At 69.8% G+C, this 25056-nt stretch carries 22 protein-coding genes; 19 read left to right on the top strand and 3 right to left on the bottom strand.

Annotation, left to right across the window (positions count from 1 at the left end):
- Positions 1 to 260: 260 nt before the first annotated feature.
- The 4 genes from OG390_RS31305 (at position 261) to glmS (ending at position 11261) form a co-directional block, all read left to right on the top strand.
- Positions 261 to 7802: a ricin-type beta-trefoil lectin domain protein gene (locus OG390_RS31305; RefSeq protein WP_406177937.1), complete on the top strand. Its 7542-nt coding sequence runs from the start codon at positions 261 to 263 to the stop codon at positions 7800 to 7802.
- A gap of 36 nt (positions 7803 to 7838) precedes the next feature.
- Positions 7839 to 8366 (top strand): hypothetical protein, encoded by a 528-nt coding sequence (locus tag OG390_RS31310; protein WP_406172752.1) that lies wholly within the window; start codon positions 7839 to 7841, stop codon positions 8364 to 8366.
- A 121-nt stretch (positions 8367 to 8487) separates the two neighbouring features.
- On the top strand, positions 8488 to 9282 hold the full coding sequence (locus OG390_RS31315; RefSeq protein WP_406172753.1) for a hypothetical protein: 795 nt from the start codon (positions 8488 to 8490) through the stop codon (positions 9280 to 9282).
- A gap of 131 nt (positions 9283 to 9413) precedes the next feature.
- Positions 9414 to 11261 (top strand): glutamine--fructose-6-phosphate transaminase (isomerizing), encoded by a 1848-nt coding sequence (gene glmS, locus OG390_RS31320; protein WP_406172754.1) that lies wholly within the window; start codon positions 9414 to 9416, stop codon positions 11259 to 11261.
- Here glmS and OG390_RS31325 read toward each other — a convergent pair.
- Positions 11222 to 11434 (bottom strand): DUF397 domain-containing protein, encoded by a 213-nt coding sequence (locus OG390_RS31325; RefSeq protein WP_406172755.1) that lies wholly within the window; start codon positions 11432 to 11434, stop codon positions 11222 to 11224. The genes glmS and OG390_RS31325 overlap by 40 nt on opposite strands.
- An 8-nt stretch (positions 11435 to 11442) precedes the next feature.
- The gene (locus OG390_RS31330; protein ID WP_406172756.1) at positions 11443 to 12279 is read right to left on the bottom strand and encodes a helix-turn-helix domain-containing protein; all 837 of its coding nucleotides are present in this window, start codon (positions 12277 to 12279) and stop codon (positions 11443 to 11445) included.
- Positions 12280 to 12486: 207 nt separating this feature from the next.
- Between OG390_RS31330 and OG390_RS31335 the strand changes: the two genes are divergently transcribed.
- From OG390_RS31335 to OG390_RS31380, 10 genes are all read left to right on the top strand, one after another.
- Positions 12487 to 12906 carry an ATP-binding protein gene (locus OG390_RS31335; protein ID WP_406172757.1) on the top strand — a complete coding sequence of 140 codons (420 nt, stop codon included), beginning with the start codon at positions 12487 to 12489 and terminating at the stop codon, positions 12904 to 12906.
- Positions 12907 to 13015: 109 nt separating this feature from the next.
- Positions 13016 to 13528: a hypothetical protein gene (locus OG390_RS31340; protein ID WP_406172758.1), complete on the top strand. Its 513-nt coding sequence runs from the start codon at positions 13016 to 13018 to the stop codon at positions 13526 to 13528.
- A 163-nt stretch (positions 13529 to 13691) separates the two neighbouring features.
- The gene (locus OG390_RS31345) at positions 13692 to 13913 is read left to right on the top strand and encodes a hypothetical protein (protein ID WP_406172759.1); all 222 of its coding nucleotides are present in this window, start codon (positions 13692 to 13694) and stop codon (positions 13911 to 13913) included.
- A gap of 108 nt (positions 13914 to 14021) precedes the next feature.
- Positions 14022 to 14393, top strand: coding sequence for a holo-ACP synthase (locus OG390_RS31350; protein ID WP_406172760.1), 372 nt, complete (start codon positions 14022 to 14024; stop codon positions 14391 to 14393).
- A 247-nt stretch (positions 14394 to 14640) separates the two neighbouring features.
- Positions 14641 to 16071, top strand: a complete 1431-nt coding sequence (locus tag OG390_RS31355) for an NAD(P)H-hydrate dehydratase (RefSeq protein ID WP_406172761.1) — start codon at positions 14641 to 14643, stop codon at positions 16069 to 16071.
- Between the two features lie 240 nt (positions 16072 to 16311).
- The gene (locus OG390_RS31360; RefSeq protein ID WP_406177939.1) at positions 16312 to 17190 is read left to right on the top strand and encodes a L,D-transpeptidase family protein; all 879 of its coding nucleotides are present in this window, start codon (positions 16312 to 16314) and stop codon (positions 17188 to 17190) included.
- Positions 17191 to 17267: 77 nt separating this feature from the next.
- Entirely contained in the window at positions 17268 to 18425 is a 1158-nt protein-coding gene (gene alr, locus OG390_RS31365; RefSeq protein ID WP_406172762.1) for an alanine racemase, read from the top strand.
- A gap of 57 nt (positions 18426 to 18482) precedes the next feature.
- On the top strand, positions 18483 to 19718 hold the full coding sequence (locus OG390_RS31370; RefSeq protein WP_406172763.1) for an alpha/beta fold hydrolase: 1236 nt from the start codon (positions 18483 to 18485) through the stop codon (positions 19716 to 19718).
- Positions 19684 to 20217 (top strand): tRNA (adenosine(37)-N6)-threonylcarbamoyltransferase complex ATPase subunit type 1 TsaE, encoded by a 534-nt coding sequence (gene tsaE, locus OG390_RS31375; RefSeq protein WP_406172764.1) that lies wholly within the window; start codon positions 19684 to 19686, stop codon positions 20215 to 20217. The genes OG390_RS31370 and tsaE overlap by 35 nt, the downstream gene beginning before the upstream one ends.
- A 197-nt stretch (positions 20218 to 20414) precedes the next feature.
- Positions 20415 to 20594: a hypothetical protein gene (locus OG390_RS31380; protein ID WP_406172765.1), complete on the top strand. Its 180-nt coding sequence runs from the start codon at positions 20415 to 20417 to the stop codon at positions 20592 to 20594.
- Between the two features lie 5 nt (positions 20595 to 20599).
- Here the strand turns inward: OG390_RS31380 and OG390_RS31385 are convergent, their stop codons facing one another.
- On the bottom strand, positions 20600 to 21154 hold the full coding sequence (locus OG390_RS31385; RefSeq protein ID WP_406172766.1) for a hypothetical protein: 555 nt from the start codon (positions 21152 to 21154) through the stop codon (positions 20600 to 20602).
- A 110-nt stretch (positions 21155 to 21264) separates the two neighbouring features.
- On the opposite strand from OG390_RS31385, the gene tsaB reads away from it, so the two are divergent.
- From tsaB to OG390_RS31410, 5 genes are all read left to right on the top strand, one after another.
- Positions 21265 to 21912 carry a tRNA (adenosine(37)-N6)-threonylcarbamoyltransferase complex dimerization subunit type 1 TsaB gene (tsaB, locus tag OG390_RS31390; protein WP_406172767.1) on the top strand — a complete coding sequence of 216 codons (648 nt, stop codon included), beginning with the start codon at positions 21265 to 21267 and terminating at the stop codon, positions 21910 to 21912.
- Between the two features lie 17 nt (positions 21913 to 21929).
- Positions 21930 to 22427, top strand: coding sequence for a ribosomal protein S18-alanine N-acetyltransferase (gene rimI / locus OG390_RS31395; protein WP_406177941.1), 498 nt, complete (start codon positions 21930 to 21932; stop codon positions 22425 to 22427).
- Positions 22420 to 23529, top strand: a complete 1110-nt coding sequence (gene tsaD, locus OG390_RS31400) for a tRNA (adenosine(37)-N6)-threonylcarbamoyltransferase complex transferase subunit TsaD (RefSeq protein WP_406172768.1) — start codon at positions 22420 to 22422, stop codon at positions 23527 to 23529. Before rimI ends, tsaD begins: the two co-directional genes overlap by 8 nt.
- Positions 23526 to 23783, top strand: coding sequence for a hypothetical protein (locus OG390_RS31405; protein WP_406172769.1), 258 nt, complete (start codon positions 23526 to 23528; stop codon positions 23781 to 23783). The genes tsaD and OG390_RS31405 overlap by 4 nt, the downstream gene beginning before the upstream one ends.
- 94 nt (positions 23784 to 23877) lie before the next feature.
- Positions 23878 to 24921, top strand: coding sequence for a LacI family DNA-binding transcriptional regulator (locus tag OG390_RS31410; protein ID WP_406172770.1), 1044 nt, complete (start codon positions 23878 to 23880; stop codon positions 24919 to 24921).
- Positions 24922 to 25056: the final 135 nt, after the last annotated feature.

A 25056-nucleotide genomic window follows, 5' to 3' on the forward strand; every position in this document is an offset into this window, starting at 1 on the left:
GAATGTCCTGTGGGAGAAATCACAAGCCATTAAGGAGATTTGACGGAACGTAAACCCATGGCTGAATATCCACCCCATCAATTTCCGTCGGACACCTGCGCGTTCCCTGCGCTCGCCGTCTGTATCGGATCGGACTGTGGGGGGCCGCGGCCGTCGTGTGGGGATCTCTTTCGTGGAGTGGCCGGGGCCTTCTGCCTCGTACACGCGCCGGGCGGAACAGACGCAGAACAGCACGGGTCGGTGTGCTCCTCGCGCTGCTCATGGCGCTGACGGTCGGCACGCTGAGCGGCGCGTACGCCGTGCCGCCGCCCGGCGACGACCGGACCGGCGTGGACCTGGTCGACCTGCCCGTCGCCGAGGAGGCGAGTGGCGAGGACGGCGGCTCCCTCGCCGACATGACCACGGGCGACACGCAGCCCGAGACCGTGTACGAGCCGACCAAGACCACCGAGCCGACGGCTGCCACCGCCACCGAGACGGTGTCGAGCCTGACCGCCGGCGAGACCGTCCCGGTGGGCACCCTGCCCGTCGAGGTCGGCGCCCCCGCCACCGCCACGGCCACCGAGGCGACGGCGCTGGAGGGCGACTGGCAGGCCACCGTCGTCGACGACACCACGCTGGCCGGTCGTGACATCAACGGCCTCGTCTTCCAGGTGGACCCGCCCGACACCGCCACCGGCGACGCGGTTGTCGCCCTGGACTACACCCAGTTCGCCGAGCTCTACGGTGCCGACTGGGCCGACCGGCTGCAGATCACGAAGTACCCCGAGTGCTTCCTGACCACCCCGGACACCGCCGGCTGTTCCGACCCGACCGAGGTCGACACCAAGAACGTCGTCGAACCAACCCTCGACGACGTCACCGGTGACGGCGTCCTGGACGGCGTGCGCCGCGTCGAGGCCACCATCGATGTCGCCGAGCTCACCGACTCCACCGCCGGCGGGACGGTGAACCCTGCCACCGCCACGGGCAAGGGCGTCGTCACCGACGGCGTCTACCACACGAGCAAGACCGGCACATCGGTGCGCACCGCCAGTGTCCAGTCCGGCTCCTCCGTGCTGGTCGCCACCTCCTCCGGCAGCGGCGCCAAGGGCGACTTCTCGGCGACGCCGCTGGTCAGCGCGGGCTCCTGGGCGGCCGGCAACAGCTCGGGCTCCTTCACCTACACCTACGGACTGCAGCCCCCGGAAGTTCCCAACGGGCCCTCGCCGAGCATCGCCTTCGGCTACAACTCGCAGGTCGTCGACGGCCGCACCTCGGCCACCAACAACCAGGCCTCCTGGATCGGTGACGGCTGGGAGTACAACCCCGGCTCCGTCACCCGCACCTACCGCTCCTGCCGCGACGACCTCACGAACGGCAACAACGCGGACCACAAGACCAGCGACCTGTGCTGGGGTTCAGACAACGCCACCCTCACCCTCGGCGGCACCACCACCGAGCTGGTCAAGGACGACACCACCGGCACGTGGGAGACCGCCGGCGGCGACGGCTCCCGCGTGGAGCTGCTGAAGGACACCTCCCTCGGCAACGGCGACGCGGACGGCGAGTACTGGCGCGTCACCACCACCGACGGCACCCAGTACTACTTCGGCAGGAACAAGCTGCCCGGCTGGGCCGGCGGCGACGACACCACCGACTCGGTGCTGACCGTGCCGGTCGCCGGCAACCAGTCCGGCGAGCCCTGCCACGCCACCGCCTTCGCGGACTCCTTCTGCGACCAGGGCTGGCGCTGGAACCTCGACTACGTCGTGGACCCCCAGGGCAACGCCATGAGCCTGTGGTGGAAGAAGGAGACCAACCACTACTCCAAGAACCTGAAGTTCAAAGCGCCCGTCACCTACGACCGCGGCGGCTACCTCAGCCGCATCGACTACGGCCAGCGCTCCGACACGCTGTTCTCCGCCGAGCCCCTCGCCCGTGTCTCCTTCACGGTCGACGAGCGCTGCTTCACCGAGGACGGCATCGCCTGCACCAACGACAACTTCACCTCGGGCGACTGGGCGAAGACCCACATCTGGTACGACACCCCGGCCGACCTGTACTGCTCCGGCGCCTCCGGCAAGGAGTGCTTTGTGCCGGTGCCGACCTTCTGGTCGCGCAAGCGCCTGGCGCAGGTCACCTCCTACGCCCAGCGCACGAAGGGCTCCACCGCGCTGTCCAAGGTGGACTCGTGGAACCTGGAGCAGTCGCTGCCCGCCGAGCGCACCGACGAGGGCACGGCCCTGTGGCTGGAGTCCATCACTCGCAAGGGCTACGACACCGCCGGCAAGGCGCTCTCGCTGCGCCCGGTGACGTTCGTCGCCAACACGGAGTCGATGCCCAACCGGGTCAAGGAGGGCGCCGGCGACCCGAACCCGACCTTCGACCGGCTGCGCATCGAACGGGTCGTCAACGAGTACGGCGGCGAGACCCTCGTCGACTACGCCGCACCCGCCGGCGCCTGCGCCACCGGCACGGGCTTCCCGAAGCCGGAGGAGAACACCGGGCTGTGCTTCCCGGCGTACTGGCACCCGGACCCGGACAAGGCCGACGAGTCCATCGACTGGTTCAACAAGTACGTCGTCGACAACGTCCAGGAACTGTCCGGCATGACGGGCGTCCCGGCGGTCACCACCTCGTACGAGTACGAGGACGACGCCGGACACAAGAACTATGGCGCCTGGGCGCTCAACCAGGCCGAGTTCTCCAAGAAGAAGACCCGCACCTACGACCAGTGGCGCGGCTTCGGCCTCGTGCGCACCATCGGCGGCGCGGACGACAGCGAGCAGTACGCGAGCACCGAGCGCTCGATGTCCGAGACCCGCTACTTCCGCGGGATGGACGGCGATCCGCTGCCCGACGGCACCACCCGCTCGGTCACTGTCAAGGACTCCACCGGCGCGACCATCGCCCCCGACAAGCTGCCCTACCAGGGCCGCGTCGCGGAGACGCTGACGTACACCAAGTACGGCGGCACGCTGCTGACCCGTGACGTCGAGTACCCGACCTATCAGGTGCTGGCCACGCGGGTCCGCGACGGCGGCATCCCCGCCCTCAAGGCGTACCGCGTCCTCGACGACCACACCATCTCGGTGACCCGCTCCTCCGGCACCGGCGACGACACCCGCACCTCGCGGACGGTCAAGACGTCCACCACGTACGACGACACCTACGGCCTGCCCGTCCAGGTCGATTTCCTGGGCGACAAGGACAAGACGGGCGACGAGTCCTGCACCGTCACGTCCTACGTCCACAACACCACCAAGTGGCTCATCGGCCTGCCCAAGCAGACGCTGACCACCGCGGGCACCTGCGCGGACGCCGCCACGGCCACGGCCGACGACTGGATCGCCGGTTCGCGCATCGCCTACGACGGCGGTGCCTACGGCGACGCCCCGACCGGCGGCCTGGCCACCACCACCTGGGACGTCAGCGGCGGCGGGGGCAGCTGGACGCAGAGCGCCGCCCTCACCTACGACGCCTACGGCCGCTCCAAGACCACGACCGACGCCGCGGGCAACAAGGACACCACGGACTACGACCCGCCCACGGGCCAGACCTACACGATCACGTCCACCAACGCGCTCGGCCACGAGACGGTGTCCACGATCGAGCCCGGCCGCGGCACCACGCTCACGGAGAAGGACGCCAACGGCCACACCACGACCTACGCGTACGACGCGCTGGGCCGCACGGTCGCCGGCTGGAAGCCCTCGCAGTCCACGTCGGGCAACCCGTCGGTGAAGTTCACGTACAACACCACGCCCGACGAGCCGGTGTCCGTGGTCACCTCCGCGCTGAACGACCGCGGCACGTACGAGGACTCGGTGGTCTTCTACGACGGCCTCGGCCGCGAGCGGCAGACGCAGGAGTCCGCGGTCGGGAAGGGCCGCCTGATCACGGACGTCCACTACAGCGCCAACGGCACGATCGAGCGTACCGACAACGCCTACTACGCGCCGGGCGACCCGCAGACGGTGATGTTCGAGGTCGCCTCGGACTTCCAGATCCCGAACGCGACGATGTACGCGTACGACGGTCTGGGCCGCGAGGTCTCCGAGACCCCGTACGAGGCGGGCACTGTCAAGCCCGAGAAGTCCACGCGGTACGTGTACGGCTACGACTACTCCACCGTCATCGAGCCGGACGGCGCCGCCGCGCAGCGCAGCTGGAGCGACGCGCTCGGCCGCACGGTCCGCGTCGACACGTTCACCGACAAACTGCGCTCGGCCCACCGCGAGACGCGCTACGAGTTCGACGCGCGCGGCGACCAGGTCGAGGCGACCGACACCAAGGGCAACAGCTGGAGCTGGACGTACGACGCGCGCGGCCGCCGGCTCTCGGCGACCGACCCGGACACCGGCACGACGTCGACCACGTACGACGTGCTCGACCGGCCCGTGACCACCACCGACGCGCGCGGTGTGAAGGTGTGGACCGGCTACGACGAGCTGTCGCGCCCGACCGAGCAGCGCCTGGACTCCTCCACCGGCACCCTGCTGGCGCAGAACGCCTACGACGAGCTGATCGGCGGTGCCGGCCTGCCCTCGTCGGCGACCCGCTACACCGACGGTCTGCCCTACACCACGAAGATCACCGGCTACACCGACGACTACCAGCCCACCGGCAAGCAGATCACGCTGCCGCCGCTGGTCGCGCAGAAGTACGGCCTGGCGGAGATGTACACGTACTCCTACGAGTACTCCGACAGCGGTCTGCTGAAGTCGGTGAACCTGCCGAAGGCGGGCGCACTGGACGCCGAGAAGGTCGTCACCCGCTACAACGAGGACGGACTGCCGGTTTCCACCTCCGGCCTGGACTGGTACACGGCCGACACGACCTACAGTCCCTACGGCCAGGTCCTGCGCGCGGTCAGCGGCGAGCACCCCAACCGGGTGTGGACCACCAACCTGTTCGACGAGCGCACCGGCGCCCTCACCCGGTCCATCGTCGACCGCGAGTCGACAACCGACACCACGGGTGTGGCCGGCCACCGCGTCAACTCGCGTACGTACGGGTACGACAACGCCGGCAACGTCACCAAGATCGAGGACACGGTCGACTCGATCACGGACCGCCAGTGCTTCTCGTACGACGTCATCGGCCAGCTCACGCAGGCGTGGACGGCGAGTGACTCGGCGTGCGCCACGAACACCGACGGCACCCCGACCTCGGCGACCGCCGGCACGCGCGGTGACGGCTACTACAAGTCGTACGAGTACGACGAGCTGGGCAACCGCAAGAAGCTGGTCGAGCACGACACGAGCGGGAACACCGCCAAGGACGCCACGACCACGTACGCGTACGGCAAGGCGGACGGCACCCAGCCGCACACGCTGACCGGCATGTCGCACACGTACACCGCGGACTCGGGCGCGCAGGTCACCGAGGCGTCGACGCTGACGTACGACACCGTGGGCAACACCGAGACCCGCACGTACGCCGGCGACGAGCAGGCCCTGTCGTGGACGTGGGACGGCCAGGTCGAGAAGATCACCGGTTTCGGTGAGGACGGCCAGGGCGCGTTCGTCAACACGCCCAATGACAAATGCCTGGACCTGCAGAGCGCCTCGACGGCGGCGGGCACGCCCGTCCAGATCTACGACTGCAACGGCACCAAGGCCCAGAAGTTCCGCATCGACTCGGCCGACCCGGCCAACCCGTCCACGGGCGCGCTGAAGATCCTCGGCAAGTGTGTGATGCCGAGCGGCGGCGGCACGGCGAACGGCACCGCGGTGGTCGTCGCGGACTGCACGGGCGCGGACGGTCAGAAATGGACGGCGACCGCCACCGGCACGCTCAAGCACGTCGCCTCGGGCAAGTGCCTGGACGTGCCGAGTTCGGACTTCACCAGCGGCAAGGACCTGCAGCTCTACACCTGCAACAGCTCGGACGCGCAGGTGTGGGTGCCGGCGGACGAGACGACGTACGTGTACGGCCCCGACGGTGAGCGGCTAATGGCGCTCAGCGCGGCGGACAACGTCCTGTACCTGGACGGCACGACGGTGGCGACCACGGCGAACGGCACACCGGCGTACACCGAGCGCTACTACGCCCAGCCGGGTGCCCCGACGGTGATGCGGCACGTGCAGGGCAGCAACAAGTCCACCCTGCACGTCCAGGCCACCGACCAGAACGGCACGGCCTACGCGGACGTGACCCTGGCGGCCGGCAACCGGGTCGAGTTCTCGCGCACCGACGCCTTCGGTGTGAAGCGCAGCGAGCACAACAGCTGGCGCTCGCACCAGAGCTACATCGGCGGTGACGACGACACGTCCGGTGGACTGGTGCACCTGGGGGCGCGGGAGTACGACCCGTCGACGGGCAGGTTCCTGTCGCCGGACCCCGTGCTGGACCTGGACGACCCGGTCCAGATGAACGGGTATGTGTACTGCGAGAACAACCCGGTCACGTTCTCCGACCCGTCCGGCCTGATGTCGGTGGCCGACGGAGGCGGTGGCGGGGGCGGCGACTACGGTGGCCCGTCCGGCTCCGACGTGGCATGGGCGAACAAGCAGATGCACACGTCGCTGACGGACATCATCCTGTCGGTCGGCGGGGCGATGCTGAAGGAGTTCCTGGGCTGGAACGACATTGTTGGCTGCTTCTCCCGCGGTGACCTGTGGTCCTGCGGAAGCCTGATCATCGACGCGATCCCGTGGGGCAAGCTGGCGAAGATCCCGGCAGTGCTGCGGATGGCGAAGCGGGTCGCCGGGGCGGTCAGCGCGTGGCGCTCGGCCGTGTCCAAGGCCCGCAAGATCATCGAATTGGCCAAGAAGGCCGCCGAGATGGCCCGCAAGGCGAAGGCGGCGGCGAAGGCCGCGGCCAAGAAGGCGGCCCAGCTGGCGAAGAAGAAGGCCAAGGAGGCGGCGACCAGAGCGGCGAAGGCGGCCGCGAAGAAGACCGGCAACCGGGTCCAAAAGGCGAGGAAGGCGGCTGCCAAGGCCAGCGAGAAAGTCAAGACTGGCTATCAGAGAGCCCGGAGCAAGCTCGGCGGAGGCAAGTGCAACAGCTTCGTCCCCGGCACCCCGGTCCTGATGGCCGACGGCACCGCCAAGCCGATCGAGGACGTCAAGAACGGCGACAAGGTCGTCGCCACCGACCCCGAGACCGGGGAGACCAGCACTGAGACTGTCACCGCCGAGATCAAGGGCCATGGGCTCAAGCACCTGGTCAAGGTCACGATTGACACCGACGGCGACAAGGGTGACAAGACAGCCTCGATCACCGCGACCGACGGACACCCCATCTGGGTCCCGGCGCTGAACAAGTGGGTCAAGGCCACGGACCTGAAGTCGGGCGAGTGGCTGCAGACCAGCGCCGGCACGTACGTCCAGATCACGGCGATCGAGCGGTGGACAGCCCAGACGTCCACGGTCCACAACCTCACCGTCGACGACCTGCACACGTACTACGTGCTGGCGGGGGCCACACCGGTCCTCGTTCACAACTGCAACGGCGCGACGCTTGAGCTGAAGTACAAGAAGAGCTGGGACGAGGATCAGATAGCCGCCGCTGATCGCAAGGTTGCTGCTCTCAATACCGCGGGGGCCGACGGCAAGCTGGTCGTGACGAAGGTGGAGCGGTCCGGAAGCGCAGCGGACATGTGGCGTCGTGCGGGCAATGAGACGGTGGAGGGATCGGACATCGATCACATCATCGAGTTGCAACTCGGCGGCGCGGACGATGTGGGGAACATGATCCCGCTCAACAGTTCTGTCAATCGAAGTATCGGCTCACAGATTTCGCGCCAGTTGAAGAAGCAGGGGCTCAAACCGGGTGATCGTGTATGCAAAATCAACATAAGTAAACGGTGCTAGGGCTGGGAGCGAGCTATGGCTTTGTCGGAACTCGATGTGACGGAGACGGTGGGCACATCGGCGGGGATGTTCGCCTTGTGGCGGCTCTCACGCTTCGCCTCGGTCACCGACCTCGACGACTGGGAGGACGAGGTCGCGGATGACGAGAGCCTGGGCGAGGCAGTCCAGGAAGGTGCTCTCGTGCCCATCAACATCGGTGGTGACGGGGCCTATCAGTTCACCGTTCGCGGGGTTTCGGCGCTGGGTGGCCTCACGCAGCGCGAGGCCCGGTACCGCCTGGTCTCGTCGCAGCCCTACCTTCTCGTCTCCGACGGTCTCGTCGGGCTGGGAGGACTCGAGGCCGTTGGGGAGTACACCGGAGCGGACCGGCTCCGGATCCCGCTGGATCCGGGAAGGTATGAGGTTCAGGTCCATCTGATCGACTGGAAGGCCGAACCTGGTGCGCTCGCGGCGGACGGAAGGCCGACGAAGGACGCCCTGGGAGACTTCGTCGTCGAAATCTGCCGAGAAGCCCCGGAGACGGGCCTTGGATATCGGCAGAGCCTGGAGACGTTCACTAGGTAAGGGCCGGGCCCATCGGCGGGCTCCCGCCGACCAGGATGGTGGCCCGGTGGCCATATGTACCTGACGTGTACTGAAAGCATGCGGAGAACCTCCGCAGATCTGAAGAGAAAGTGATTCCCCTGTGAGACCCACCGCCGTACGCCGTACCGCACTCGCCGCCTCCGTCGCCGCGCTCGCCCTGCTGGCCACCGCCTGCGGCGGCTCCTCCGACGGCGGGGACAAGTCCGGCGACGGCAAGACCGCCCAGGCCGACAAGACCGTCTCCGCCACCCCGGCTGCCGCCAAGGTGCTGACCGCCGCCGAGTTGGAGAAGGCCGCGCTCACACAGGCGGACGTCAAGAGCGGCAAGGTCGTCACCAAGGTGCCGGCGCGGGACGACATCGCGCAGGACAAGGTGAAGACGGACGACCCGGCGTGCGAGCCGCTCGCGTACCTCCAGGGCGGCTCCTACGTGGGCAAGCCCGCCGACACGGTGAAGCGGTCGTGGACGGGCGACGCGAAGAAGCCCGCCGCGGGCGCGAGCGCCGAGGACACCATGCTCGCCGCCGTCGACCGGGCGAAGGTCGTACTGACGCTCGCCTCCTACGAGGACGGCGGCGCCGAGAAGGCCTTCGCGGACCTCAGCACGGCCGCGGCCAAGTGCGCCGGCGGCTTCACCTTCACCGTGGGCAGCGACAAGACCAAGATCCTCAAGGTCGTGACCACCGACGCGCCCCAGGGAGCCGACGAGGCGCTGGCCCTGACCTCGACGGTGGACGCCGAGGAGGGCATCAAGGCCCCGGTGAAGGGCGTGGTCGTCCGCAAGGGCGCCACCCTCGCCTACTTCCCGGCCGTCAACATCGCCGCGGCCGCCACAGGCAAGGACTTCGATTTCCCGATGGAGCTCGTCGAGGCCCAGCTCACGAAACTCGGCTGATGCGCGGATCCGGTTCGCTCTGATTCGCTGTGACCCGATTCCCGCCAGGACCTTCCTGCCCTGGCGGGAATTTCCGATTTCGGGCACGCGGGAGCCCGTTCGGGCGGGTGACGGCCCGTAGGCTGCCGCTCATGTGCGGAATCGTTGGATACGTGGGGTCGCAGGCGGCGCTTGACGTGGTGATGGCCGGACTGAAACGACTGGAGTACCGGGGATACGACTCGGCGGGCATCGCCATGCTCGCGGACGGGGGGCTCGCCGCCGCGAAGAAGGCCGGCAAGCTGGTCAACCTGGAGAAGGAGCTGGTCGACCGCCCGCTGCCGACGGGCACGACGGGCATCGGGCACACCCGCTGGGCCACGCACGGCGGCCCCACGGACGCCAACGCGCATCCGCACCTCGACAACGCGGGCCGGGTCGCCGTCGTGCACAACGGCATCATCGAGAACTTCGCCCTGCTGCGCGCCGAGTTGGCCGAGCGGGGTCACGAGCTGGCCTCCGAGACGGACACCGAGGTGGTCGCGCATCTGCTCGCCGAGGAGTTCTCGTCCTGCGCCGACCTGGCCGAGGCGATGCGGCTGGTGTGCCGGCGGCTGGAGGGCGCGTTCACGCTGGTCGCCGTGCATGCCGATGAGCCGGATGTGGTGGTGGGGGCGCGACGGAACTCGCCGCTGGTGGTGGGCGTCGGAGAGGGCGAGGCCTTTCTCGCCTCGGACGTCGCCGCTTTCATCGCCCATACGCGGTCGGCGATCGAGTTGGGTCAGGACCAGGTGGTGGAGCTGCGCCGGGACGGGGCGACGGTCACGGGCTTCGACGGCCGCCCCGCCGACGTGCGCTCGTACCACATCGACTGGGACGCCTCCGCGGCCGAAAAGGGGGGTTATGACTACTTCATGCTCAAGGAGATCGCCGAGCAGCCCAAGGCTGTCGCCGATACACTCCTCGGCCGCATCGACGCGTCCGGCTCGCTGACGCTCGACGAGGTACGGATTCCGGCCGCCGTCCTGCGGGAGGTCGACAAGGTCGTCATCATCGCCTGCGGTACGGCCTTCCACGCCGGACTGATCGCCAAGTACGCCATCGAGCACTGGACGCGGATCCCGTGCGAGGTGGAGCTGGCGAGCGAGTTCCGCTACCGGGATCCCATTCTGGATCCCCGTACGCTCGCCATCGCCATCTCGCAGTCCGGCGAGACCATGGACACGCTGATGGCGCTGCGGCACGCCCGCGAGCAGGGCTCCAAGGTGCTGGCGATCTGCAACACGAACGGTTCGACGATCCCGCGCGAGTCGGACGCGGTGCTGTACACGCATGCCGGTCCCGAGGTCGCCGTCGCCTCGACCAAGGCGTTCCTGACACAGCTGGTCGCCTGCTATCTGGTCGCGTTGTACCTGGGCCAGGTGCGTGGCACCAAGTGGGGCGACGAGATCCAGGCCGTCATTCGCGAGCTGTCCCGGATCTCCCGCGAGGTCGAGCGGGTCCTGGAGACCATGGAGCCGGTACGGGAACTGGCGCGCTCCCTGGCCGACAAGAACACCGTGCTGTTCCTCGGGCGGCACGTGGGCTACCCGGTCGCGCTCGAAGGCGCCCTCAAGCTGAAGGAACTGGCGTACATGCACGCCGAGGGCTTCGCGGCGGGCGAGCTGAAGCACGGTCCGATCGCGTTGATCGAGGAGGACCTGCCGGTGGTGGTCGTGGTGCCGTCCCCGCGTGGCCGCTCGGTCCTGCACGACAAGATCGTGTCCAACATCCAGGAGATCCGGGCGCGGGGCGCCCGCACCATCGTCATCGCGGAGGAGGGCGACGAGGCGGTGGTCCCGTACGCGGACCATCTGATCCGCATCCCTGCCACGCCGACATTGCTGCAGCCGCTCGTCGCGACGGTGCCGTTGCAGGTCTTCGCGTGTGAGTTGGCCACGGCTCGGGGCAACGAGGTGGATCAGCCGCGGAACCTGGCGAAGTCGGTGACGGTGGAGTAGTCCTGCTTCAGGGCTTCGACGAAGGTGGTGAAGGCTCCGGTCGGGAAGGTGAGGGTTGCCCTGGCCGGGGCCTTTGTGTCGCGAACGGCTATGTGGGTGAGTGTGTTTGCGATCTCCACGCACTCGTTGCCGTCGCCCTCGCCCGAGTAGGACGACTTCCGCCAGTTGTCCATGGGGTGCCTCACAGCTCTTTCGTCAGCTTGTGGATGAACTCGCGCGACTGTTCGGGTTCGAGTGATGCGGCCTTTACTCTACGGAAGCTCGTTCGATAGGTGTTGAGCTGCGCCTCAGAATCAATGAAGACCGAGCCATGGGGTGCGTCGCGCACTACTGTGTCCAGCTTGGGCAGGGGGCCGCCCACGTACGTCATCGTGCTGGACGCTCTGGCGAAGCCGTCCAGGTCGAAGGGTACGACCCGCAAGGTGATGTGGTCCGCTTCGGAAAGTGAAAGCAACTGGGCGAGTTGAGCCTTCGATGTGGCGCGATCGCCGACCCGGATCCGTAGCGCCGCCTCATGGAGCACCACTTCGTACGGGATGCTGATCTCCTGGCGTGTCATCCGGTGCCGGATGCGCAACTCCACTTCCTCGTTGGTGAGTTCGGGAAGCCTGGAGGAGAAGACTGCGCGTGCGTAGTCCTCCGTCTGCAGCAGGCCCGGCACGTACAGGATGGCCGCGTGGCGTTGGAACCGGGCGTGGTGCTCCAGCTCGGACAGGTCCAGGAATGGCGTCGGCAACAGGCCCCGGTACTCTTCCCACCAGCCCCGCGTCCGATCGGTGGCCATTGCGACCAGCGCGTCGATGAACTCCTCGTCCGTACAGGCGTAGTGGGACGTGAGGCGGCGCAGTCGCTGTTCGCTCACTCCCGTCAGTCCGGCCTCGATCTGGCTGATCTGGACGTTGCTCACGCCGAGCAGGGTCGCTGCCTCCCGGGCGGTGAGGCCTGCCGCGTCGCGGAGTCTCCGCAGTTCGACCGCCAGGCGCATCTGACGTGCCGTTGGCTCGCGCCGAGTCGTCATCGACTACTCCTCCTCGTTCGAGGTCAGATTACCGGGATCGGCTTGCTCTACCGAAACTTTCAGGTCTACCGTCAGTGACGCGACGCACACTCTGCGAACCCGGGATCCCGGAAGCGCACTGCTCCGTCCTGCCATGACGGCTGCGGCCATGCCACCGCCCGCCACCCGCAGACCTCTGAAACCCCACCACCGAACCGGAGTTGACGCATGCCTGAAACCGAGTCCGAGCCCTGGGAGTACTCCCTCTACATCCCGAACGACCCCCGAGCCGTCACCGTCTGTCGCCGCACTCTCCGTCTGATCCTCACCATGCACGGACTGATCGGCCTCGTCGACGTCGCCGAACTCCTCGCGAGCGAGCTGGTCTCCAACGCCGTACGCCACACCAAGGGGCCCGCGGCCCTCAGGATTCGCTGGTCGGCGGCGGTGCTGCGGATCGGGGCGTGGGACGCGGACCCGGACCCGGAGCCTCCTGAGCCGCCGGGGAACTTGGAGCAACTCGAGGAGGCGGAGGAGGGGCGGGGGTTGGCACTGGTGCGGGCGTGCTCGGATCTGTGGGGGTGGCAGCCGCTGTCCAGGTTCGGCAACCGCGGCAAGTACGTGTGGTGTGACCTGGTGACGGTGTAGCTCGTTGATCACGTCATACGGAAGGGAGAGCCGATGGTCGGCTCGTCGTACGAAGGCATGCACCGCATCTTCCAGGAGCGGCCCGAGATCCTGGCTCCCGTCTTCAAAGGTGCTGGGCATCGCGTTACCCGACAAGGCGACGGTGTACGCGATCGTCTCCGACGCGACGGAAAGCAGGCCCCTGGAACGCCACATCGACACCGTGCTGCGCGTCAGCCCGTCCGACGGGGACGACTTCCTGCTCGCCGTCGAGGCGCAGGAACGGCGCGATCCGAAGAAGGCGTCGAGTTGGGCGTACTACGTCGCGTATCTCCGGGCGAAGTACGGTCTGCCAGTGCTGCTTCTGGTGGTCTGCCGAGACCGGGCCACGGCCAAGTGGGCGACCGGTCCCTTCGATTGGGGAGCCCGCGGCTGGACCGTACAGTGGACGTACCCCCTCGTCGTCGGACCGGACAACCTCCCGGTGATCACCGACGCGAGGACAGCAGCCGCGAAGCCTGCGATGGCCGCATTCTCCGCCCTCGCCCACGCCAACAGCTCCGACATCGACGCCATACTGGACGCACTGGGCCGTGCCCTCGCGGGGATGGACTGGAGCGCCGCCAGTTACTTCTACCTCTGATCTTGCGCAGTGCTCTCCGGTTCACGGGGGAGGCGAGGCGCATCTCAAAGCTGCTCTGACCTGCGCGTGAGCGCGGGTCTGCACCCTTGGCCTCAGTCGACTGCATGGGGCGCTGCTGGTTCTCGATACTTTCGTCAACTACTTCCCTGGCCGGGGCACGGTCATGGAGAAGGCCTACCTCGATGGCAAGGCCGAGGGCGAGGCCAAGGGGATCCTGCGCGTCCTGGAGGTGCGTGGCCTGCCCGTCTCCGGCGACGTCCGTGAGTGCATCACCACGTGCACGGATCTCGGCCTCCTCAATGACTGGCTCGACCGGGCCGGTGCGGTTGAGTGCGCGGAGGACCTTTTCGCCCCGGACACCTCGCACTCCGGGGACGCCCCATGAAGGATGCGCTGACGTGACTGCCGTGTCTTACGTGAGGAAGTCGTCGCAGGTCGGCAGTCGCCCGTGACAGGTACGTCGTCCGAGACGGGCCGTCGTAGGCTGCCCGGCATGAGCATCATCGGGGTCGGTATCGACGTGGCCGAGATCGATCGGTTCCGGGCATCGCTGGAGCGCACGCCCGCGCTGGCCGAACGGGTCTTCCTGGAACCGGAGTTGTACCTGCCGAGCGGCGAGCGCCGGGGCATCGCGTCGCTGGCCGCACGCTTCGCCGCGAAGGAGGCGCTCGCCAAGGCACTCGGCGCTCCCGCGGGCCTCCACTGGACCGACGCCGAGGTCTATGTGGAGGACAGCGGCCAGCCGCGGCTGCGGGTCAAGGGCACGGTGGCGGCCCGGGCGGCCGAACTGGGCGTGCGGTCGTGGCATGTGTCGCTGAGTCATGACGCGGGGGTGGCTTCGGCGGTGGTGGTGGCGGAGGGGTAGTTCGGCCAGTTCGGCAGCTCGGCCGGGGGCGACGCCGGGGGGCCTTCCTGGGCTTCGAGTGGCATGCCGGGGTGTCGGCGTGTCTCGAGCGCAGGGCGAGCCTTGGTTCGTTCGACCGCGCGCCGGGTGTCGGTGTGTTTCGAGCGGGCGCCGGGCCTTGGCTCGTTCGAGCGGGCGGCGGGCGGCGGGCGGCGGGCGGCGGTTCGTTCGGGCGCGCGCCGGGCCTTGGTACGGGAGACTCGGCGGTATGCGTACTGCGTACAGCGTGGAGACCGTAAGAACCGCCGAGCGGGAGCTGATGGCGCGGCTTCCCGAGGGGGCGTTGATGCAGCGCGCGGCCGCCGGACTGGCCGCGGCCTGCGCGGAGTTGCTGGGACGGGTGTACGCCAGCCGGGTCGTGCTGCTCATCGGCAGCGGTGACAACGGCGGCGACGCCCTCTACGCGGGGGCGCGCCTCGCCCGCCGCGGCGCGGGTGTCACCGCGGTGCTGCTCGCCCCCGAACGGACGCATGCCGGGGGGCTGGCGGCGCTGCGGCGGGCGGGGGGTACCTCGGCCGCCCCCGCTGCCGCCGAGCGTCTCATCCGGCGCGCCGACCTGGTCGTCGACGGCATCGTCGGGATCGGCGGCAAGGGCGGGCTGCGGCCCGACGCCGCGCCGTTGGCCGAGTTCGCCGCGGACTCCCGTGCCGCCGTGGTCGCCGTCGATCTGCCGAGCGGTATCGAGGCGGACACCGGGGAGGTCCTCGGCGCGGCGGTGCGCGCCGATCTCACCGTGACTTTCGGGACGCACAAACCGGGGCTGCTCATCGATCCGGCCCGCGGATACGCCGGTTCCGTACGCCTCGTCGACATCGGGCTCGAACTGCCCGCCGAGGCCGAGCTGGAGGCGCTGCAGCACGCGGACGTCGCGGCGCGGCTGCCGGTGCCCGGGGCGGAGAGCGACAAGTACCGGCGCGGTGTCGTCGGGATCGCCGCCGGGTCCGCGCGCTATCCGGGGGCGGCGGTGCTCGCCGTGTCCGGTGCGCTGCGGGGTGGGGCGGGAGCCGTGCGGTACGTGGGACCCGCGGCGGACGCGGTGATCGCGCGCTTCCCGGAGACCCTCGTCTCCGGCCAGGGGCCCGCGCGGGCCGGACGGGTCCAGGCGTGGGTCGTGGGACCCGGGGCCGGGGACGACGCGTCGGCTGTCGCGGAGGTGCTCGCGGCGGAGGTGCCCGTGCTGGTGGACGCGGACGGGTTGCGGCTCGCGGACCGGGACGCCGTACGGGCGCGGAGTGCGCCCACGTTGATGACCCCGCATGCCGGGGAGGCCGCCGCGCTGCTCGGGGTTTCGCGGCAGGCCGTCGAGGGGGCCCGGCTGGCGTCCGTGCGGGAATTGGCGGGGCTGTACGGGGCGACGGTGTTGCTCAAGGGGGCGACGACGCTGGTGGCCGATGCGGGGGGCGGGGCTGTGCGGGTGAACTCCACGGGGACGGCCTGGCTGGCCACCGCGGGGAGCGGGGACGTGCTGTCCGGGCTGGCCGGCTCGCTGCTCGCGGCCGGGCTGTCCGCGTCGGACGCGGGGAGCGTTGCCGCGTACCTCCATGGGCTCGCGGGGCGGTTCGCCGCGGACGGGGCGCCTGTCGGAGCCCATGACGTGGCCTCCGCCATCCCGGACGCGTGGCGCGACGTCCGCGATTGAACGCCGGGAGGGTTTCGCCCCCGCCGCCCCTACCCGTCCCGTACCTGGGGGCTGCGCCCGCAGACCCCCTGGGTTGTCTTTTGGCCGTGGGACGGTGGGGGCTTGTCGCGCAGTTCTCCGCGCCCCTTCAGGGGTGGCGGGGGCGAAACAAAGCCTTGGCCGAATGGGGGACCCGGTCCGCGCGGCTCAGGCGGAACCGGCGATCCGTTGCGTATGGCTGATTGCATGATGATCGGACATATGAGGTGCCGGGGCGCGGCGGTGGTGCTCGCGCTGTTGGCCGTGTTGCCCGTTGAGAGTGCCCTGGCGGCGAGCGGTCCCCCCGCTCCCGGACCGGGGAGCGAGCTGGTGCCCGGCGTGCCCCCCGGCCCCCATCAGCCGTGGCAGATCGACACGCCGGACCAGATGCTCGCGCCGAGGGTGTACACCCCCACGGCCGCGGAGGACGCTGTTGAGCCACGGAACGCGCCGGCCGGAACGGACGTGCTCATCGAGTACGTACCGCTCAGCGACGCCGCCGCGGGCAAGGCCGTGACGTGCAGCAAGCGGACGGGGCCGTATCAGCGGCAGGTGGAGCGCTGGCTGAAGCGGAAGGTGGACGGGAAGCAGTCCGCCGCCGATTGTGCTGCAATTCGGTCGTTTCAGACGAAATATGGGATCAAGCCGAACTCCGGGTACGCGGGACCCGTCACCTGGGCCCATATGCAGCTGCTCTCGGCGAGGAAGAACCCGAACGCGGCCGGAAAGTGCCCCGTCCGGTCGTACCGCGTCGCCTGTGTGGACCTGAAACGCCAGCTCACCTGGGTGCAGAAGGGGAAGAAGGTGTTGTGGGGGCCGGTGCCGATGCGGAGCGGGCGGGCCGGGTACCGGACCCGCACAGGCTGGTTCAAGATCTACTGGAAGCACAAGAACCATTGGTCGACGCTCTACAACAGCCCCATGCCGTACAGCCAGTTCTTCAGTGGCGGACAGGCCTTTCACGCCATCTACGGCAGCATCTACGATCCCAACGGCTCGTGGGGATGCATCAATCTGCGCCTCGCCGACGCCCGCAAACTGTGGAGCGTCACGAAGACGGCCGACCACGTGTACGTGTGGGGACGCAGGGCCGGCACCTGATGCCGGACGGCCAGACGGCCTCCTTCCGGTACCGGCCCCGGGGCGCTGTCGGCCCCCTCTGAGAGACTGGGGGCGCGATGAACGAGACAGCACCCTTGCGCGCCCGCGCCGAGATCGACCTGGCAGCCCTGCGGGCCAACGTGCGGACCCTGCGCGCCCACGCGCCGTCCGCGGCCGTGATGGCCGTGGTCAAGTCCGACGCGTACGGCCACGGGGCGGTGCCGTGTGCCCGCGCGGCGCGCGAGGCAGGCGCCACCTGGCTCGGCACCGCGACCCCCGAGGAGGCCCTCGCCCTGCGAGCGGCCGGACTCGAAGGGCGGATCATGTGCTGGCTGTGGACCCCCGGCGGCCCTTGGAAGCAGGCCATCGAGGCCGATCTCGACGTGTCGGTGAGTGGCATGTGGGCGCTGCGGGAGGTGGTGCAGGCGGCCCGGGACGCCTCCGCGCCCGCCCGCGTCCAGCTCAAGGCCGACACCGGCCTCGGGCGGAGCGGCTGTCAGCCCGCCGACTGGCCCGAGCTCGTCGGGGAGGCGCTGAGCGCCGAGGCCCGGGGGCTCATCACCCTCACCGGTCTCTGGTCGCACTTCGCCTGCGCCGACGAGCCCGGTCACCCCTCCATCCAGGCCCAACTCACCCGTTTCCGCGAGATGGTGGCGTACGCCGAGGAGCAGGGCGTCCGTCCCGAGGTCCGGCACATCGCCAACTCACCCGCCACGCTGACCCTTCCCGAGACCCACTTCGACCTCGTTCGCACGGGCATCGCGGTCTACGGCATCTCGCCGAGCCCCGAGCTCGGCACCCCGGCCGACTTCGGGCTGCGCCCGGTGATGACGCTGAGCGCGTCGCTGGCGCTGGTGAAGCATGTTCCGGGCGGCCACGGCGTCAGTTACGGGCATCACTACACCACGCCCGGCGACACCACCCTCGGCCTCGTGCCCGTCGGCTATGCGGACGGCATCCCGCGCCACGCCTCCGGCACCGGCCCGGTGCTGGTCGGCGGCAAGTGGCGGACGGTCGCCGGCCGGGTCGCGATGGACCAGTTCGTCGTCGATCTCGGCGGGGACGAGCCCGCGCCGGGCGCGGAGGCGGTTCTCTTCGGCCCGGGCGACCGCGGCGAGCCGACCGCCGAGGACTGGGCCCGGGCGGCGGGCACGATCGCCTACGAAATCGTCACCCGGATCGGAACCCGCGTCCCGCGCGTCTACGTGAATGTGTACGAGGAACAAGACGGGTAACACCCCCCTGGCAGAGCAGAACCCGGCGGCGAGCGAAGAAACGAAGAGGAGCGGGACGTGAGCGAGAGCAGCGCGGAGGTCGTCGCGAGTGCGGCCTCGGCGGCCGCCGCCTCCGCCGGGAACTGGCGCAAGGCCGGTGTCGTGGGCGCCGCGATAGGCGTGGTCGCGGCGGGCGCCGCCGCAGGAGTCGCCATAGAGCGGCTCACGGTGGGTCGCGGCATGCGCCAGAAGGCCCGCCTCGCCCTCGACTCGGCGGGCCCGTACGGCTCGCTGCGCGGCATCCCCGGCAAGGCGTACGCCGATGACGGCTCCGAGCTGTACTACGAGGTCGACGACGCCGAGCCGGAAGCCCCGCTCGCCCCGCGCCGCCGCCGGCTCTTCGGCCGCAAGGCCCCGGTCCCCGTCACCGTCGTCTTCAGCCACGGCTATTGCCTCAACCAGGACTCCTGGCACTTCCAGCGTGCCGCGCTGCGCGGTGTGGTGCGCACCGTGCACTGGGACCAGCGCAGTCATGGCCGGTCCGGGCGGGGCGTCGCCCAGACGGAGGACGGGACGCCGCTCACCATCAATCAGCTCGGGCGTGACCTGAAGGCCGTCATCGACGCTGCGGTGCCCGACGGGCCGATCGTGCTGGTCGGGCACTCGATGGGCGGCATGACCGTCATGGCCCTCGCCGACCAGTTCCCCGAGCTGATCCGCGACCGGGTCGTCGCCGTCGCCCTCGTCGGTACGTCGTCGGGGCGGCTCGGCGAGGTCAACTTCGGTCTGCCCGTCGCGGGCGTCAACGCGGTACGACGCGTGCTCCCCGGCGTACTGAAGGCGCTTGGACAGCAGGCCGCCCTGGTGGAGCGGGGACGGCGGGCCACGGCCGATCTGTTCGCCGGGGTCATCAAGAGGTACTCGTTCGCCACCCGGGACATCGATCCCGCGGTCGAGCGGTTCGCCGAGCGGATGATCGAGAGCACGCCGATCGACGTGGTCGCCGAGTTCTATCCGGCGTTCACCGAGCACGACAAGACCGCCGCGCTCGCGCACTTCACCGAGATGCCCGTACTCGTCCTCGCCGGGGTCAAGGATTTGGTGACCCCGAGCGAGCACAGTGAGGCGATTGCCGACCTGCTGCCGGACGCCGAGCTGGTGCTCGTACCCGACGCCGGACACCTGGTGATGCTGGAGCACCCCGAGGTCGTCATAGACCGTCTCGCCGACCTCCTCATGCGCGCGGGTGCCGTCCCGGCAGGGGCTACCGTGGGTGGCTATGGAAGCACCAGCAGCACCGCACAACCCGGCTGAGCCCGCGCAGGACGGCGTCAGCGTGCAGATCACCGTCAACTCCCCCGAACAGATGCAGGAGTTGGGCCGCCGACTCGCCAAGCTGTTGCGCGCGGGTGACCTCGTGCTGCTGAACGGGGAGCTCGGCGCGGGCAAGACCACGCTGACGCGTGGGCTCGGCGAGGGGCTCGGCGTCCGGGGCGCGGTCACCTCTCCGACCTTCGTCATCGCGCGGGTGCACCCCTCCCTCGGCGATGGTCCGCCGCTCGTCCACGTGGACGCGTACCGCCTGGGCGGCGGGCTCGACGAGATGGAGGACCTCGACCTCGACGTCTCGCTCTCCGACTCGGTGATCGTCGTGGAGTGGGGCGAGGGCAAGGTCGAGGAGCTGACCGACGACCGGCTGCACGTCGTCATCCACCGGGCCGTCGGGGACACCGTGGACGAGGTACGGCACGTCACGCTGACGGGACTCGGCGAGCGGTGGGCGACGGCCGATCTGAGCGTGCTGTCGGCCTGACCGGTTCGGCGCGCCCCGGTCACCCGGCCATCGCCTCCCGGCCTGGGCTTTCGTAGATTCCGACCAGTTCTTCATGAACGTTCCGACAAGACGTCGGCAAGATATTGCGTTCGGCATCCCGGCCGTGGTCACATGGACATCAGTTCGTAGTTAGGTCTACCTAACCACGCTTGCCCCCGAAGCCCCAGGAGGCGTCCATGTCGGCTTCAGAACGTGACGAGCCGGCGCAGCCGTGCGTGGTGGCCGGGGTGTCGATGCGGGATCTGCTGGCGTCGTGCGCCGCGGCCGAGGCGGTGTCGAGGCCGCCTCGCGAGCCCGCGCCGCGCGCGACGGAGCCCGTGCAGGCGCGGCGCGTACGACGCCCGGAGGCGGCGTAAGCCCGCTACTGGATGACGACGACCTTCACGCCGATCGTCGCGAACTGCCACATCGCGTTGCCGTTCGCGCGGGACTCGCGGATGCCGCCGAGCTTCTTCGAGCTGTCCGGCGCGGCCGTCGAGCCGTTCACCGCCGCGCTGAAGCCGACCGCCACGCCGTCGACCAGGGCGAACCGTACGACATGCTCGATCTGCGCCCCGTCCGATCCGGTGACCGCGCGGTTGCGGGACGTGACCGCGTAGGAGCCGACGGTCGGGTCGATCGTGCCCGGGGTGACCTTGAAGGTGTGCTGGACCTTGTTGTCCGTGCCGACCAGCCACACGCGGTCGTCGTCCGTCGAGTAGACGACCCGCTCACCGGTGCCGGACCGGGCGGGCAGCGCCGCCGGGTTCTTCTTGTCGCGGGGGGCCTTCGAGACGGAGGCCTTGGGCGATGCGCTCGTGTGCGGTTTTCCCAAAGTGTCCGGCACGTTCGCGGACGCCTGGTAGGCGAGGAAGCTGACTGCGGCGACCGCCGCCACGGTGAGCCCGGCCACGAATCCCGAGCTGCTCCTAGCCACCTTGTGTGCCCACCTCTCGTACTTCGTACGTCTTTGCTGTGACGGTAGCAGCAGGGGACCGCGAGACCTGGGCGGCCGTACGTCCGGCTCGGGCGCCGTAGGCTGTTTGCGTGCTCTTGCTCGCTCTGGATACCGCCACCCCCGCCGTGACCGTCGCCCTGCACGACGGCACGTCCGCCATCGCCACATCGAGCCAGGTGGACGCGCGCCGGCACGGAGAGCTGCTGCTGCCGGCCGTCGACCGGGTGCTCGCCGAGGCAGGCCTCAACCTGGACGCCGTCACCGGCATCGTCGTGGGCGTCGGCCCCGGCCCGTACACGGGGCTGCGCGTCGGCCTCATGACCGCCGACACCTTCGGGCTCGCGCTCGGCGTGCCCGTGCACGGCCTGTGCACCCTCGACGGGCTCGCGTACGCGGCCGACATCGAGGACCCCTTCGTCGTGGCGACGGACGCCCGGCGCAAGGAGGTCTACTGGGCGCGCTACGCCGACCGCCGGACGCGCGTGTCGGACCCCGCCGTGGACCGCCCCGGCGACCTGGACCTCGGCGGTCTGCCCGCCGTCGGCGCGGGCGCGCTGCTCTACCCCGACACGTTCCCGGACGCCCGCGCGCCCGAGCACGTCTCGGCGGCCGCGCTGGCCGCCCTGGCCGCGGAGAAGCTCGCCGCCGGCGAGGAGCTGGAGGCACCCCGGCCGCTGTATCTGAGGCGCCCGGACGCCCAGGTGCCCAAGAACTACAAGGTGGTCACCCCCAAGTGACGGCCGAGCTGCGCGAGATGCGCTGGTGGGACATCGATCCCGTACTGGAGCTGGAGAAGGACCTCTTCCCCGAGGACGCCTGGTCGCGCGGGATGTTCTGGTCCGAGCTGGCCCATTCCCGCGGGGCGGAGGCGACGCGGCGGTATGTCGTCGCCGCCGACGGCGATCGGCTCGTCGGTTACGCGGGACTCGCTGCCTCCGGCGACCTCGGCGACGTACAGACGATCGCCGTCGCCCGTGATCAGTGGGGCACCGGGCTCGGCGCCCGGCTGCTGACCGAGCTTTTGCGGGCCGCGACCGCGTTCGAGTGCGCCGAGGTGATGCTCGAATGCCGCGTGGACAACGTCCGCGCACAGAAGCTGTACGAGCGCTTCGGATTCGAACCCATCGGCTTCAGACGCGGCTACTACCAGCCGGGGAACATCGACGCCCTGGTCATGCGCCTGCACATGGCATCCGACAGCGGCTCCGCCGTGGGCTCCACATCGGTACAAGGAAACGAGACCAATGGCTGACGAACCACTCGTCCTCGGCATCGAGACCTCCTGCGACGAGACCGGCGTCGGCATCGTCCGCGGCACCACCCTGCTCGCGGACGCGATCGCCTCCAGTGTCGACGAGCACGCGCGCTTCGGCGGTGTCGTGCCCGAGGTCGCCTCCCGCGCCCACCTGGAGGCGATGGTGCCGACCATCGACCGGGCGCTGAAGGAGGCGGGGGTGAGTGCGAAGGACCTGGACGGCATCGCGGTCACCGCCGGGCCCGGGCTCGCCGGTGCGCTGCTCGTCGGGGTCTCGGCCGCGAAGGCGTACGCGTACGCGCTGGGCAAGCCGCTGTACGGCGTCAACCACCTCGCCTCCCACATCTGCGTGGACCAGCTGGAGCACGGGGCGCTGCCGGAGCCGACGATGGCGCTCCTCGTATCGGGCGGGCACTCCTCGCTCCTCCTCTCCACGGACATCACGTCCGACGTACGGCCGATGGGCGCGACCATCGACGACGCGGCCGGCGAGGCCTTCGACAAGATCGCGCGGGTGCTGAACCTCGGCTTCCCGGGCGGCCCGGTCATCGACCGGTACGCGAAGGAGGGCGACCCGCGTGCGATCGCGTTCCCGCGCGGGCTCACCGGGCCGCGCGACCCGGCGTACGACTTCTCCTTCTCCGGTCTGAAGACCGCCGTGGCCCGTTGGATCGAGGCCAAGCGGGCGGCGGGAGAGGAGGTGCCGGTGCGCGATGTGGCCGCGTCCTTCCAGGAGGCCGTGGTGGACGTGCTGACCCGCAAGGCCGTACGGGCCTGCAAGGACCAGGGCGTCGACCACCTCATGATCGGCGGCGGCGTGGCCGCCAACTCGCGGCTGCGCGCGCTGGCCCTGGAACGCTGCGAGGCCGCCGGGATCCGGCTGCGGGTGCCGCGGCCGAAGCTGTGCACCGACAACGGCGCGATGGTGGCCGCGCTGGGCGCGGAGATGGTCGCGCGGAACCGGGCGGCTTCCGACTGGGACCTGTCGGCGGACTCGTCACTGCCGGTGACGGACCCGCATGTGCCGGGACGCGGGCATTCTCACGATCACTCGCATGATCATGTGCATGAGGTCAGCAAGGAGAACCTGTACTCGTGACCGTCGCGCTGATGTGGGAGGCGCGGGCGGTCGCCGGGCGGGGCGGGGAGCTGCTCGACTGGGTGCGGGAGCGGTCGAAGCAGCTGCCGGGGCAGCCGCTTCGGCTGGAGATCCTGCGGGCCGCTCAGGATCGCGTCCTCGTCATCACGTGGTGGGACGCCGAGTACGACGCCGAGCTGCCCGAACTTCCGGAGCCGGACGGGGAGTTGGTGACCAGGGCCGTGCACCGTTGGCGGTTCGAGGCGGTCTCCTGACGGCCGCGTTTCCGGCTGGGCCTCCCGCCGACCTCTGTTTTCCGGAAGACTCCTGCAAAGTTTCGCTGGTGAGGCCGGAGCTGGTGGGGGAGTCTTGAACACGTCGACGGAGGTGGGCGCAGTGGCCCGGGAGAGCATCAAGAACAAGGTGACGATCACCGAGATCGCCCGGGAGGCCGGGGTCTCGGTGCCCACCGTGTCGCGTGTCGTCAACGGCCGCTCCGACGTGTCCCCGGAGACCCGGGCCCGGGTCGAGGACCTGTTGCGCCACCACGGCTACCGGCGCAAGTCGTCCGCGCCGGGCGACCGGGCCGCCCTCATCGACCTGGTCTTCAACGACCTCGACAGTCCCTGGGCCGTGGAGATCATCCGGGGGGTCGAGGAGGTCGCGCACGCCGCGGGCGTGGGCACGGTGGTCTCCGCGATCCACGGCGCTTCGGGCTCGGCCCAGCAGTGGATGACCAATCTCCGGGCCCGCGCCTCGGACGGGGTGATCCTGGTGACCTCTGTCCTCGAACCCCGGCTGCACGAGGAGTTGCGGCGCCTCGGCGTGCCGCTCGTCGTCGTCGACCCGGCGGGGTCACCGTCGCTGGACGCGCCCACCGTCGGCGCCACCAACTGGGCGGGCGGCATGGCCGCGACGGAGCATCTGCTCGGCCTCGGTCACCGCAGGATCGGCTTCGTCGCGGGACCGCCGCGGCTGCTGTGCTCGCGGGCCCGCCTCGACGGCTACCGGGCGGCCCTGGAGAGCGCGGACATCGCGGTCGACGACGCCCTGATCGTGCCGGGCGACTTCTACCACGCGTCCGGCTTCGACGGCTGCAACACGCTGCTCGACCTGGACGAGCCGCCGACCGCGCTGTTCGCGGCCAGCGACCAGATGGCGCTCGGCGCGATCGAGGCGCTGCGCCGCCGTGGCCTGCGGGTTCCCGAGGACATGAGCGTCGTCGGCTTCGACGATCTGCCGGAGGTCCGCTGGTCGGCTCCACCGCTGACGACGGTCCGTCAGCCGCTCGCGGACATGGGCAAGCTGGCGACGCGTACGGTGCTGCGGCTCGCGCTGGGCGAGGAGCCGGCGTCGCCGAGGGTGGAGCTCGCGACGGAACTGGTGATCCGGGCGAGCACAGGCGCCCTGTAAGGGGCGCGGGGAACGGCGCGCGACCTGCCACGAACCATCCGCGGCCGAACAACCACCCGATATTTGTCAGGAGCGTTGACATACTCACCCCACGCCCGTAATTTCCGTGCGCACTCGACCGATAATTTTCGGCAC

This window comes from Streptomyces sp. NBC_00996, from assembly GCF_045162675.1.
Lineage (GTDB): Bacteria > Actinomycetota > Actinomycetes > Streptomycetales > Streptomycetaceae > Streptomyces.

Excerpts from the sequence above, each read along its gene's own strand:
- OG390_RS31305 (WP_406177937.1), top strand. The coding sequence starts at position 261 with ATGGCGCTGACGGTCGGCACGCTGAGCGGCGCGTACGCCGTGCCGCCG.
- glmS (WP_406172754.1), top strand. The coding sequence starts at position 9,414 with ATGTGCGGAATCGTTGGATACGTGGGGTCGCAGGCGGCGCTTGACGTG.
- OG390_RS31325 (WP_406172755.1), bottom strand. The coding sequence starts at position 11,434 with ATGGACAACTGGCGGAAGTCGTCCTACTCGGGCGAGGGCGACGGCAAC.
- OG390_RS31330 (WP_406172756.1), bottom strand. The coding sequence starts at position 12,279 with ATGACGACTCGGCGCGAGCCAACGGCACGTCAGATGCGCCTGGCGGTC.
- OG390_RS31335 (WP_406172757.1), top strand. The coding sequence starts at position 12,487 with ATGCCTGAAACCGAGTCCGAGCCCTGGGAGTACTCCCTCTACATCCCG.
- OG390_RS31345 (WP_406172759.1), top strand. The coding sequence starts at position 13,692 with ATGGAGAAGGCCTACCTCGATGGCAAGGCCGAGGGCGAGGCCAAGGGG.
- OG390_RS31350 (WP_406172760.1), top strand. The coding sequence starts at position 14,022 with ATGAGCATCATCGGGGTCGGTATCGACGTGGCCGAGATCGATCGGTTC.
- OG390_RS31355 (WP_406172761.1), top strand. The coding sequence starts at position 14,641 with ATGCGTACTGCGTACAGCGTGGAGACCGTAAGAACCGCCGAGCGGGAG.
- OG390_RS31360 (WP_406177939.1), top strand. The coding sequence starts at position 16,312 with ATGAGGTGCCGGGGCGCGGCGGTGGTGCTCGCGCTGTTGGCCGTGTTG.
- alr (WP_406172762.1), top strand. The coding sequence starts at position 17,268 with ATGAACGAGACAGCACCCTTGCGCGCCCGCGCCGAGATCGACCTGGCA.
- tsaE (WP_406172764.1), top strand. The coding sequence starts at position 19,684 with ATGGAAGCACCAGCAGCACCGCACAACCCGGCTGAGCCCGCGCAGGAC.
- OG390_RS31380 (WP_406172765.1), top strand. The coding sequence starts at position 20,415 with ATGTCGGCTTCAGAACGTGACGAGCCGGCGCAGCCGTGCGTGGTGGCC.
- rimI (WP_406177941.1), top strand. The coding sequence starts at position 21,930 with ATGCGCTGGTGGGACATCGATCCCGTACTGGAGCTGGAGAAGGACCTC.
- tsaD (WP_406172768.1), top strand. The coding sequence starts at position 22,420 with ATGGCTGACGAACCACTCGTCCTCGGCATCGAGACCTCCTGCGACGAG.